This is a genomic window from Umezawaea endophytica (genome assembly GCF_025061645.1).
Taxonomy (GTDB): Bacteria; Actinomycetota; Actinomycetes; order Mycobacteriales; family Pseudonocardiaceae; genus Umezawaea; species Umezawaea endophytica.
The window spans coordinates 72,442-83,864 of record NZ_JANYMP010000024.1 but is presented as its reverse complement, the minus strand read 5'-3'; the positions used below and the strand labels follow the sequence as shown (position 1 = coordinate 83,864).

The following is an 11,423-nucleotide window of genomic DNA, read 5'->3' as shown; positions in this document are numbered from 1 at the left end:
GGGCCCCCCGCAACGCCCACCGGTTCCCCGACGGCCAGGTGTTCCTCGACCTGCGGGGGTTCTCGCCCACCGACGAGCGGCTGCCGCCCCAGGTCGCGCTGCTGAGCCTGCTGTCCGCGCTCGGCGTCGCACCCGGTGACGTGCCGTCCCAACCGGACGCCCAGATCGGGCTGTACCGCAGCCTGGTCGCGGACCGCGGGCTCCTTTTGGTGCTGGACAACGCGGGGGACGTCGGCCAGGTGACGCCGCTGCTGCCTGGCGGCTCGTCGGCGGCGGTCCTGATCACCAGTCGGGACAACCTGAACGGCCTGGCCGCGACGCACGGCGCCACGTCCGTGACCGTGCCCTCGTTGAGCCGCGCGGAGAGCCGGGAGCTGATCGCGACCCGGCTCGGACCCGAGCGGCTGGCCGCCGAGCCCGCCGCGGTCGACGCGCTGACGTCACTGCTGGGTGGGTTGCCGCTGGCGCTGAGCATCCTGGCGACCCGTGCGCGGGAGCACGCGCGGTTCTCGCTGGAGTCGCTGGTGTGCGAGCTGCGCGACGAGACCGCGAGGCTGGCCGCGCTGGACGTGGGCGGGGCGGTCAGCGTGCGGGCGGTGTTCTCCTGGTCGTCCGCCGCGCTCCCACCGGACCTGGTGCGGGTGTTCGGGCTGCTCGGCCTCGCGCCCCAGGCGGACCTGAGCCTCGCGGCGGCGGCGAGCCTGGTCGGTCTCGGCACGGGCGAGGCCCGCGCGGCGCTGTCGGCGCTGGAACGGGCGTCGCTGGTCGAGGAGCACCAGCCCGGTCGGTACCGGATGCACGACCTGGTCAAGCTGTACGCGTTCGAGCGGGCGGCCGACCTGCCCGTGGCGGAACGGGACGCCGCGCTGCCGCGGTTGACCGACTTCTACCTGCACAGCGCGTGCGCGGCGCAGAAACCGCTGGACCCGACCGACCCGACCAGGCCGTGGATCACGATCGATCCGCCGGAACCGGGCTGCGTGCCGCTGGGGTTCACCACGCCGAAGGAGGCGCTGGACTGGTTCCGGGCCGAAGCGGCCTGCCTGGTGACGGCCCAGCACGAGGCGGTGGCTCGTGGGTGGCACGGCGTCGTGTGGCGGCTAGCGTGGGCGCAGACCGCCTACTACCAGCAGGTCGGCCACCCGCACCTGCTCCACGAGCTGTGGACGGTGGGCCTGGCCTCCGCCCGAGCGCTGGGCGACGGCGAGGTGCTGCTGCTGGCGTTGCGCAGGCTGGGCAACGCCAGCCGACGCATCGGCGGTTTCGCGGACGCGGTCGAGCTGCTGGAGGAGTCCGTCGCGCTCGCGACCGTGGTGGGCTCGCCGTTCGACCAGGTCCTCTGCCTGCTGACCTTCGCCGAGTGCCTCCAGACCGTGGGGGACTCGCAGGGGGCGCTCGACCAGTGCGACCGCGCCGAGGCCATCAACCGGACGCTGGACGACCCCTCGCTGACCCTGCGCGTGCTGGCGAGCGTGGCCTGGTACGCGGCGGGGTGCGAGCAGTACGAGAGGGCGGAGGAGGCGGCGCGAACGGCCGTGACGCTGGTCGTGCCCGGCGATTTCCACGCCATGACCGCGATCCTGGACACCCTGGGCCACATCGCCTGCCGGACCGGGCGGCTGGACCAGGCCGCGGACCACTACGACGAGGCGTTGGCCATCGCCGTGGAGAACGACGACGAGTACTCGATCGGCGACACCGCCGAGAACGTGGGCTGGGTGTACGCGATGCGCGACGACCTCGATCGGACCACCAGCAGGTGGAACCAGGCGGTCCACTCCTACGTCGTGCAGCAGCGCGCCGCGGACGCCGCGAGGGTGCTGGGCCTGCTCGAACGCCTGCGGCAGGCCGAATCGCCCGCCGCGCTCGTCGCCGAACGGGACACCGCCGCACACCCGTGACACGTCCACAACGGACGGTCAGAGGACTCCGGCGCGCAGGGCGTACGCGACCGCCTGCGTCCTGTTGCGCAGTCCGAGCCGCGAGGTGAGGCCTGCCAGCACATTGGTCACGGTGCGCTTGGAGTAGCACATGCGCGCGCCGATCTCGTCGAGGCTCATGCCGTCCGCGAGACCGCGGAGCAGGTCGAGTTCACGGGTGTCCAGCCCGCACGCCAGCATGCCGCGCTGCTCCAGCACCCGCTGCGCCACGCGCATCTGCCTCAGCGCGACGGCCTGGATGTCGAGCGGGAACACGGCCCCGCCCTTCGCGACCACGTCCAGCGTCCTCGCCAGACCACCCGCGCTGACCTTGCCGCGCGGAACGATCGCGGCCAGCCCGAGCCCGACGGCGGTGAAGAGGTCGGCGGTCCACGGCGAGCCGAGGATGACGACGACCCGCGTGCCGCCCTGCTCGTGCACCGCGCGGAGCGAGCGCACGAAGTCGACGTCGCCCGACTCGCTCGACACCAGCACGACGTCGGCCTCGCGCATCCGTTCGCGTGCGACGATCCTGAAGCCGCGGTTGTGCTGGAGCATCTCGGTGGCGGCCGCCGCGGTCAGCGGTTCGGGCACGCACACGGTGGTGCGACTCCCGCTGGACGACTCTGGGGTCTTCACGGTGAACCTCTCCCGGCTGGGTGCTGTGCCGGGAAGACTGGCCGGAGTGGCTTGCGTCGACCTTGTCCGCCGCTTGTCCGCGACGGCCGCCGTGAGGTCCGGCCAGGTCAGCCCTCACGCCTGTCGAGACCGTAGCCGGGGCAGGTGGGGCATTCGTGCGCCGTGCTCCCGTGCGGGATCGGGTTGCAGGAACCGTTGAGGCCCTTGAACAGCGGCTCCACCGCGGCGCCGAGGCACAACCGCGGCGCCGGGTCGGCGGGTCGTGCCTGTGCGGTGCCGACGAGTGCCAGACCGAGCACACCCGCGGTCAGGACCAGACTGGTGACTACGCGCAAAACCGCTCCTTCGAAGTTCGGTCGGGACGGACGAGCGGTCGCTCGTCGACGGCGACGGTAGGGGCCGCCGAGGTCCGGTGGGGCCGATCTGCGTCGGTCGCGCAGGGTTTTGTGCCGTTCCGGCCTTCACCGCGACCGGTGTGGACACGGCGCGGTGAGGATGGCCGCAGTCGAGGTGCGGACGTCGTCCGCCCGGTCGAGCGGTGAACGAGGAGAAGAATGCGGCGGGTTGGTGTGGTGCGCGCGTCGAGGACCGGCAGGGCGCTGGTGGCGGCGCTCGTCGTGGTGATGAGCACGGCCGGGACCGCGGGCGCGGCCGAGGGGCCCGTGCTGACCTACGTGGTCAACGCGGGGCCCGGCGGTTCGGTGGAGGGCGTGCGGGAGGCCGTCGTCCGGGCAGGTGGGACGGTGACGGCGGGCTACGACCGGATCGGCGTGCTGGTCGCGAGGTCCGACAACCCGGACTTCGCGGCGACGCTGCGGCCGGTGCCCGGTGTGGCCTCGGTCGGCGCGACCAGGACCGCCCCGCTCACGGCCGCACGGGACGCCGAGGCGGACGCCGCCGGGGAGCGTCGGACGGCACAGGACCCGCTGGAGCCGCAGCAGTGGGAGATGCGGGCGGTCAAGGCCGACCGGGCGCACGCCAGGACGCTCGGACGTCGGGACGTGACGGTGGCGGTGCTCGACGTCGGGGTGGACGACACGCACGTGGACATCGCGCCGAACTTCGACCGCGAGGCCTCGGCGAACTGCGTCGGCGGCAGCCCGGACCCGTCGGAGGGGGCGTGGCGGCCGCCGCGTCCGACCACGTCGCACGGGACGAGCGTGGCCGGGATCGTCGCCGCAGCCAAGAACGGCGTCGGCACGGTCGGTGTGGCGCCGGGAGTCCGCGTCGCGGGCGTGAAGGTGGCCTCCGGCGGGATGTTCTACGCGGAAGCCGTGGTGTGCGGGCTCGTCTGGGCGACCGACCACGGCGCGGACGTGACGAACATGAGCTTCTACTCCGACCCCTGGTACTTCAACTGCGTCGACGACCCCGACCAGAAGGCGCTCCTGGAGGCGGTGAACCGCGCCGTCCGCTACGCCGAGTCCCGCGGTGTGGTGAACGTGGCCGCGGCGATGAACGACAACTTCGACCTCGCCGCGCCGACCATCGAGGACCGGTTCAGCCCCGGTGACAGCTCGCCGGTCACGCGGGTCGTCGACCGGTCGCGGTGCTTCGTCTCGCCGACCGAGGCGCCGGGCGTGATCGCGGTGGCCGCCACCGGCGCCCACGACCTGAAGTCCTCGTACTCCAACCACGGCCTCGGGATCGTCGACGTGGCCGCGCCTGGCGGCGAGGTCGAGGACTACCAGCAGCCGTCCGCACCCGCGGAGAGCAACCAGATCCTCGCCCCCGTGCCGGGCGGCTGGCAGCACACGGTCGGCACCTCGATGGCCGCTCCGATCGTCGCCGGGGTCGCGGCGCTGATCAAGTCCGTCCGGCCCCACGCCACCCCCGCCCAGGTGAGGTCGCTGCTGTTCCGCGGCGCGCGCCCCCTGCCGTGCCCGCCGCACTACGACTTCGACCACGACGGCACCGCGGACGCCGTCTGCTCGGGAACGTCCTCCTACAACGGCTTCTACGGCCACGGCCTGGTCGACGCCCTCACGGCGGTCACCCGCTGACGCGACGGCGAACCCCGATCGTCCACGCCCGTCGAGGAAGCGGAGTCCAAATTGGACGACCAGTACGTCGAGCACTGCCTCGCCGACCCGGTGTTCTACGACGACCCCGGCAGGGCGGAAGGCTTGTCCGCCTGGTTCAAGCCCGCCACGACCACCCTCCCGGCAGGCTGGCGACGAGAGCACCGCGGGCCGTGGGTGACCCTCTTCCAACCGGGGGCGCTCGCCGTGGAACAGGGGTGGAAGGTCCACCTATCCGCCTCGGCGAACGATGTGGAGCGGGTCGTCGACGTGGCGGTCGAGTACTGCCTCGCGCACGGGATCGCGCTCAAGTTCCTGCGCGACCCCGTGCTGGCGGCGCTGGCCAACGGCAAGTACGCGAACCGCCGGTCCAGCGGCAAGCTCGTGACGATCTACCCGGCCGACGACGAACGGCTGCTGGCCGTCCTGGTCGACCTCGCCGACCTGCTGGCCGGGGTGTCCGGGCCGTACGTCCTGAGCGACCTGCGGTGGAACGACTCGTGCCTGTTCGTCCGCTACGGCTCGTTCGTCGAGCGGTACTGCGAGAACGCCGCCGGTGAACGGGTTCCCGCGCTGCGCGGCCCGGACGGCGACCTGGTGCCGGACGTGCGCGGCACGGTCTTCCGGAGCCCGCCGTGGGCGCCGGTCCCCGACTTCCTCGCCGAGCACGTCGAGGCGCACGGGTCGCAGGTCGCGGACGTCGACGAGTTCCCGTTCGAGGTGGTCGAGGCGCTGCACTTCTCCAACGGCGGCGGGATCTACCGGGCGGTCGACCTCCGGGACGGTCGCACGGTCGTGCTGCGCGAGGCCCGCCCCCACGCCGGGCTGGACGCGGCGGGCCGGGACGCCGTCGAACGGCTCTCGCGCGAGTGGTCCGTCCTGGAGTCGTTGGCGGGTCTGGACTTCGTGCCGGAGGTGTACGAGCACCGCACGGTGTGGGAGCACCACTTCCTGGTGGAGGAGTTCATCGAGGGCGAGCGGCTGGAGGACGTCTTCACCCGGCGGTGCCCCCTGGTGCACCCGCACCCGACCGCCGAGGTGTTCGCCGAGTACACCGCGTGGGCGCTCGACGTGCTCGACCAGCTCGACGCCGCGCTCGGTGCGTTGCACACCAGGGGAGTGGTGTTCGGGGACCTCTCCCCGCACAACGTCCTCGTCCGCCCCGACGGCCGGTGCGCGCTGGTGGACTTCGAGGTGTCCTTCGCCGTCGGCGACGACGAGCCGTTCTCCCTCGGCACGCCGGGGTTCTTCTCGCCGAGCGCCCGCCGCGGTGCGGACGTGGACCGCTTCGCGCTGGCGGCGCTGCGGCTGTACCTCTTCCTGCCGTTGAACACGATGCTGCACCTGGACGCGTCCAAGGCCCCTCTCGCCGCGCGGACGATCCACGAGCTGTACCCCGTTCCCCTCGAGTACGGCGCCGCGGTCGTGGCGGACCTCGCCGCCGCGTCCGGAGGTCGGCTGCCCACGGGGTCCCTGGGATCGGAGTCGGCCGACTGGCCCTCGACGTCGTGCGAGGACGCGGGGAGGTGGCGGCGGGTGATGGACTCCCTGGCCGCCGGGATCGTGGCGAGCGCGACCCCCGAGCGCGACGACCGCCTGTTCCCCGGTGACGTCGAGCAGTTCGCGTCACCGGGGGCGGCGCTGGGGCTGTCCTGCGGGGCGGCGGGAGTGCTGCACGCCCTGACCTCGTGCGGGTACTCGCCGCCGAGCGACCTGGAGTGCTGGCTGGTCGACGCGGTGACGTGCCGCGACGACGTCGGAATCGGCCTGTACGACGGGCTGACCGGCATCGCCTGGGCGTTGCAGCGCGGCGGGAACACCCGCGACGCCCTGCGCGTGCTGGACCGGGTCGTGGCCGCGCCGGACCTGCCGGGAGACCCCGGACTCCACTCCGGCCGGGCCGGGGTCGCCTACGGGCTGCTGCACTTCGGCGTCACGACCGGGGACGGGCACCTGGTCGACCGCGCGCTGCGGATCGGGCACGCGCTGAGGGGCCTGGTCCAGGACGGCGCCGGGCCGCGGGCCAACGGGCTCATGCACGGGCGGACCGGTCTCGGCGCGCTCTTCCTCGCCCTGCACCAGCACACGGGGGAGCGGGACTGGCTCGCCGCGGCGGAGAGCGCGCTCCTGGGCGAGGTCGCCAAGGCCGACTTCCGCAACGGCGCGCTGCACCTCCGCGACGACGGGGAGAACCGCCTCGTGCCGTACCTGGCCGCGGGCGGCGTCGGCACCGGCCTGGTGATCTCCGCCCACCCCGGCGCCGCGGCGTCGCCCGACCTCGTCCGCGCGCTCGCCGCGGCTGATCGCGCGTGCTCCGCACGACTGGTCGCGGCGCCGGGGCTGTACGAGGGCCGGGCCGGGATGATCGTCTACGCGGCGTCGCGGCCTGCCGGCTTGGGCACGGAGGTGCTGGACCGGCACCTGCGCGACCTGTCCTGGCACGCCGTGCGCTACCGGGGTGACCTCCACTTCCCCGGCAGACGGCTGCACCGGCTCTCCGTCGACCTGGCCACCGGTTCCGCGGGCGTGCTCGTCGCGCTGCACGCGGCCACCCGATCGCCGGTCCCCCTACCAGGGATCGGACCTCCGTGCCCCACCGGCACGGAGCCGACCGACCTCCGACCCGGAAGGAGGTGAAGACATGACGTCCATCCTCGAACTCCAGGAACTCAAGCCCGAGTCCGCGCCCGCGGCCGCGCTGGTGAGCAACTGGAGCAGCATCGGGCACCTGGCGGTCGCACAGCCGATCACGTCCGAGTAGCCCCGTCCAGGCCCGAGCCGGATATCTCCCTCCCGGCTCGGGCCGCGCGCGGACACACCAACAGGGAGATCGCGACCACGCTCCACGTCACGACCAGCACCTGACGAAGGCCTGAACGTCACCCGGCGAGTGAACCTGCCCACCGTCCCGCAGCCGCGTCGTGAACGCACCGCGCTTCCCGAGGAGCGATCCTCGGGAAGCGCGGCTTCCGCCCGCGATCGGGTCAGCCGAGGGCGACCGTCAGCACGTCGAGAGGGTGGGCGGGATCGAGGTGAAGGCACTGGACCGCACGAAGCCGGTCTGCGACCCGTTCGTGTTGAAGATGGCCATCCAGCGGACGGAGGACGCGTCGAACATCTGGCAGTACATCCGCAGGTTGTCGAACGGCGCGGCGTCGCCGACCACCGTGCCGCAGCTCGAGCCCGCGCACGACCTCATGTCGGCGTCGTTCTGGACCTGCCCAGCGGTTCCGCCGCTGAAGCAGTTGGCGCCCTGGGTCTCGTTGACCAGCGCCGACCTCGGGACGAACCCGAAGCGGTTGGCGCCCGCGCTGTAGATCAGGGCGTTCGAACCGACAAGGCAATAGCTCCTGACAGCGGTGTTCCGCTGCGCCGTTCCGACCACGGTCCCGGACGAGACAATGCTGGCCGAGGCCTCCATCGTGGTCACGACCCGTGCCGCACTGGCCGGTAAGGCGGTGAGCAGGAGCCCGGCCACGCCGAGCCCGACAGCCACCGTCACCGTGACGAAGCGTTTCAGCAGTTTTTCCACAGTTCCTCCTGTCAAGAAGGGTTTTGACAGGGGGAGGTTGGCACCGGTGGTTCACGAAAACGGCATCGATCCGTTCATCGACCCGGATCATGTGCGCGTGGATCGACCGGTGACCGGGCCGAGGCCCCGGCGCGTGGCCGGGGCCTCGGTTTTCCGTCAGATCACGGTGTGGATGTTGTTGATTTTGTGCCGGCATTCGAAGCGCTGGGTCGACGAACCGTCGATCACCCACTGCCTGCGGTGGATGTCGGACTGGTTGTCGCAATCCGCGTACACGTCCGAGAACGTGTAACGGCCGCCGGTGCTCGTGCAGGTGATGTTGCCGACGGTGTGCCATAGGTTCTTCGTGCAGTTGACCGACGCGGCATTCGCGACGGCCGGTGAGGTGATTGAAGCGGCGAGTACGACCGCTCCGAGCAGAACCGCTGCCTTCATGACGACTCCTCTGGTGGAGTGGACTGGACGGCACTGAGGATGCACGCGTTCCGAGCGGGTGGACCAGCCGTTCGGGGTCGTCGGGTTGTCGGGGAAATGTCCCCGACAGCTCCTACACTGCGTGATCGGTTGAGCACTCAGTGGAGGCGATGTGAACACCAGCGAGGCCGCGACGGTGGCGGAGTTCGGGGCCGCGCTGCGTGAGCTGCGCGGGCGCAAGACGCAGCAGAACATCGCCGACCACGCCCAGCGCAACCACTTCTACCTGCACAGACCGGACCTGTCGGCGATCGAGCGAGGTCATCGGCTGCCTACCGCGAACGAGCTGCGGGCGATCTTGCACGCGTGTGACCGGGCGGATCTGGTCGATGAGTTCATCGGGTTGCGGGAGCGACTCGTGAACCCCGCGCGGGCGAGCAGGCCCGCTTGGCCGTGGAAGTGGGTCGCCGTGGCGGCGGCGGTCGTCGTGGTCGCCGCCGGGGTCTGGTTCGTGGCGACGCCGGGGGACACGAACGCTGTTTACCATCGGCCGGTCGTGATTCGGCACAGCGATTCCGATCTGCGGCTGGCGGTGGTGGAAGATCCCGGTGACAGGGGTGCGCACGTCGTGTCGGTGGAATCGTCGTCACGCGAGCTGGGAATGTGGCGGATCGGTGATCCGCACAAGTCCGATGGGAATTTCTTCCAGGTGCGGGCGTTGGGTCGGCCGTCGCTGTGCCTGGAGGCGTTCCAGGAAAGCGTCGCCGAACAGTCGTACGTCGTGCAATGGGAATGTCTGGGCCGGGAACACCAGTTCTGGCGGTTCGAACAGGTGTCCGGGGGACTGCGGATCGTGAATATGCACAGCCGGTTGTGCTTGGGCGCGCCAGGGCCAGAGGTGCGCGGCGGTGTGCGGATGGTTCAGCGCGACTGCGATGAAGCCCAGCGGTGGATCACCGTGCCCGAGTGATCAGCCGCCGAACGGTTTGAATCCCACCCGCACGATCGCCGAGTTCGTCGAGGACGCGGGCCTTGGCGAACTCGGCGGCGTGCGAGGAGGTGTGGTCAGCCCTGGAACGCGGCGGTCAGGATCGCGAACACGGCACCCGGACCGGCCAGTACGACGAGCCCCATCACGCCGTACATCGGCTTGTCCTTGACGAGCATCGCCGCCAGGAAACCGATTCCCACCAAGATCACGGCGACGAACAGCACCAGCACAACAGCGAACATGGTCCAGCCCTCCGGGCATTTTCGGCAGCGCTGAGCACGCGTCGACGACCGCCGTCGGTCCGGGGACCTGTGGCGGTGGGACATGCGTGGCGCAGCGGAGAAGTACGAGGCGAATGACGTGCGAGCAGGTCGCTACCGCGGTGCGCACCGAGACGGGTGCGACCGGGACGGCTCCCTTGTGGGGATCAGACCGAACGCGGGGGCGCCCGGCCCGACTGCTGCGTCGAAATCGCGGACGTCGTCCCCGTGCAACCGACGTCGCCGATGGGCAGGCGTCCACTCGGGACGCTGGTGCCGATCGCTCGTGGGCACGTGGCCCACCAGGTGTCCGGCAACGGCGCCGCCTGCGCGGCCCGCGCCACGGCGAACAGCCGCACGCGGTCCTGCACGCCGTCGTACATGGTCGGGGTGGTCGACGCCGACCCGAACCCCGACGCCGGACTCTCGTCGCCGAGGTGCGACGCGGTGGGTGCTCGCACTCCGAGCAGCACCAGCAGCAACGCGAGCAGGAGCCCGAACCGGCCCGCTCTCGCCACTACGCGCACCCGCTTGGCTCCTTACCGCACCCGAGGTAGGCCACACCCTAGTCCGTGCGGTACACGTACTCCTGAGCGATCCGGCGAGTTCGCGAGGTCTCGTCCACGGCCGCACGCTAACGCCCGGCACCGACAGTTCCGGGTCGTGGTCGCCCAGCGCGGCGTAGGAGTGGCCTGGGCTTCGCAGGGAGACGGACCAAGCGCGTCACAGCGGTCAGCCGAGTGCTCGCCCCTCGGTCGCCTGCTTCTCCTGGCCGGCCGCCCACGACGCCAGCACGGCCAGGCCGTCCGCGGTCGCCGTGCCCGCGGGCGCGGTGTAGATGTTCAGGATCAGGCCGGGTTCGGCGGGCATCTCCATCGACTCGACGTCCAGGTCGAGCCTGCCCACCACCGGGTGGTGCAGGCGCTTGCGTCCGGACCGGTGGAGCCGGACGTCCTGGGACGCCCACCGCTGCCTGAACAGTTCACTGCGGGTCGACAGTTCACCGACGAGCGCTATCAATCCCTCGTCGTGCGGATGACGGCCGGCTTCCATGCGCAGCTTCCCGGCCACGTCGCGGGCGATGCGGTCGTAGTCGACGAAGAACGCGCTTGCGGCTTCGGGATCCAGGTACACGAAGCGCGCGGTGTTCGCCGGTCGTCGCGGGTCGGCCAGCACCGGTGAGTACAGCGCGCGGGCGAGGTGGTTCACGGCCAGCACGTCGTAGCGGCCGTTGCAGATCCACGCCGGCGCGTCGGTGATGGCGTCGAGCACCCGCTGGAGCGTCGGGCGCACCGTCACGGCGGGGCGCCTGCGGCGTGGGGCGTTGGGCGTCCTGGACCGCCGTGCGAGGTGGAACAGGTGGTCGCGCTCGGCCTCGTCGAGTTGCAACGCGGAGGCCAGCGCGTCGAGCACCCCGTCGGAGGTGCCCGCGAGGCTGCCGCGCTCCAGGCGCACGTAGTAGTCGACCGACACCCCTGCCAGCAGGGCCACCTCTTCGCGCCGGAGACCTTTGACCCGGCGGTTGCCGCCGTAGGCGGGCAGCCTGGCCTGTTCGGGCGTGATCCGCGCGCGACGGGAGCTCAGGAACTCCTTGATCTCGGTGCGCAGATCGGTCGTGGTCACCCCGTCACGGTAGGCGCTGTCCGC

10 protein-coding genes and 1 pseudogene are annotated in these 11,423 nt (G+C 71.6%); 4 read left to right on the top strand and 7 right to left on the bottom strand.

Annotated features, from left to right (window positions below; all coding sequences use genetic code 11):
- Positions 1-1,901, top strand: a pseudogene (locus NZH93_RS37050) (AfsR/SARP family transcriptional regulator); the annotation flags it as partial.
- 18 nt (positions 1,902-1,919) lie between these two features.
- On the opposite strand, the gene NZH93_RS50960 reads toward NZH93_RS37050, so the two are convergent.
- Together NZH93_RS50960 and NZH93_RS37040 are read right to left on the bottom strand one after the other, a co-directional pair.
- The gene (locus tag NZH93_RS50960; protein ID WP_259627949.1) at positions 1,920-2,558 is read right to left on the bottom strand and encodes a helix-turn-helix transcriptional regulator; all 639 of its coding nucleotides are present in this window, start codon (positions 2,556-2,558) and stop codon (positions 1,920-1,922) included.
- A gap of 107 nt (positions 2,559-2,665) precedes the next feature.
- On the bottom strand, positions 2,666-2,893 hold the full coding sequence (locus tag NZH93_RS37040; protein WP_259627948.1) for a hypothetical protein: 228 nt from the start codon (positions 2,891-2,893) through the stop codon (positions 2,666-2,668).
- 219 nt (positions 2,894-3,112) lie between these two features.
- On the opposite strand from NZH93_RS37040, the gene NZH93_RS37035 reads away from it, so the two are divergent.
- Together NZH93_RS37035 and lanKC are read left to right on the top strand one after the other, a co-directional pair.
- Entirely contained in the window at positions 3,113-4,561 is a 1,449-nt protein-coding gene (locus NZH93_RS37035) for a S8 family peptidase (protein WP_259627947.1), read from the top strand.
- A 51-nt stretch (positions 4,562-4,612) separates the two neighbouring features.
- Positions 4,613-7,216: a class III lanthionine synthetase LanKC gene (gene lanKC / locus NZH93_RS37030; protein ID WP_259627946.1), complete on the top strand. Its 2,604-nt coding sequence runs from the start codon at positions 4,613-4,615 to the stop codon at positions 7,214-7,216.
- A 364-nt stretch (positions 7,217-7,580) separates the two neighbouring features.
- Here lanKC and NZH93_RS37025 read toward each other — a convergent pair whose 3' ends face one another.
- Both NZH93_RS37025 and NZH93_RS37020 read right to left on the bottom strand, forming a co-directional pair.
- Entirely contained in the window at positions 7,581-8,111 is a 531-nt protein-coding gene (locus NZH93_RS37025) for a hypothetical protein (protein WP_259627945.1), read from the bottom strand.
- Between the two features lie 156 nt (positions 8,112-8,267).
- Positions 8,268-8,546: a hypothetical protein gene (locus NZH93_RS37020; protein ID WP_259627944.1), complete on the bottom strand. Its 279-nt coding sequence runs from the start codon at positions 8,544-8,546 to the stop codon at positions 8,268-8,270.
- Positions 8,547-8,721: 175 nt separating this feature from the next.
- Here NZH93_RS37020 and NZH93_RS50955 point away from each other — a divergent pair, with 175 nt between their 5' ends.
- Positions 8,722-9,495, top strand: coding sequence for an RICIN domain-containing protein (locus NZH93_RS50955; RefSeq protein WP_259627943.1), 774 nt, complete (start codon positions 8,722-8,724; stop codon positions 9,493-9,495).
- Between the two features lie 95 nt (positions 9,496-9,590).
- On the opposite strand, the gene NZH93_RS37010 is transcribed toward NZH93_RS50955, so the two are convergent.
- The 3 genes from NZH93_RS37010 to NZH93_RS37000 form a co-directional block, all read right to left on the bottom strand.
- A complete protein-coding gene (locus NZH93_RS37010; RefSeq protein ID WP_259627942.1) occupies positions 9,591-9,758 on the bottom strand; it encodes a hypothetical protein in 168 nt (55 codons plus the stop codon).
- Positions 9,759-9,943: 185 nt separating this feature from the next.
- A complete protein-coding gene (locus NZH93_RS37005) occupies positions 9,944-10,303 on the bottom strand; it encodes a hypothetical protein (protein ID WP_259627941.1) in 360 nt (119 codons plus the stop codon).
- A gap of 205 nt (positions 10,304-10,508) precedes the next feature.
- Entirely contained in the window at positions 10,509-11,399 is an 891-nt protein-coding gene (locus NZH93_RS37000; protein ID WP_259627940.1) for a helix-turn-helix transcriptional regulator, read from the bottom strand.
- Between the last annotated feature and the right edge of the window lie 24 nt (positions 11,400-11,423).

Coding starts and splice junctions, on each gene's coding strand:
- NZH93_RS37020 (WP_259627944.1), bottom strand. CDS start 8,546: ATGAAGGCAGCGGTTCTGCTCGGAGCGGTCGTACTCGCCGCTTCAATC.
- NZH93_RS37010 (WP_259627942.1), bottom strand. CDS start 9,758: ATGTTCGCTGTTGTGCTGGTGCTGTTCGTCGCCGTGATCTTGGTGGGA.
- NZH93_RS37035 (WP_259627947.1), top strand. CDS start 3,113: ATGCGGCGGGTTGGTGTGGTGCGCGCGTCGAGGACCGGCAGGGCGCTG.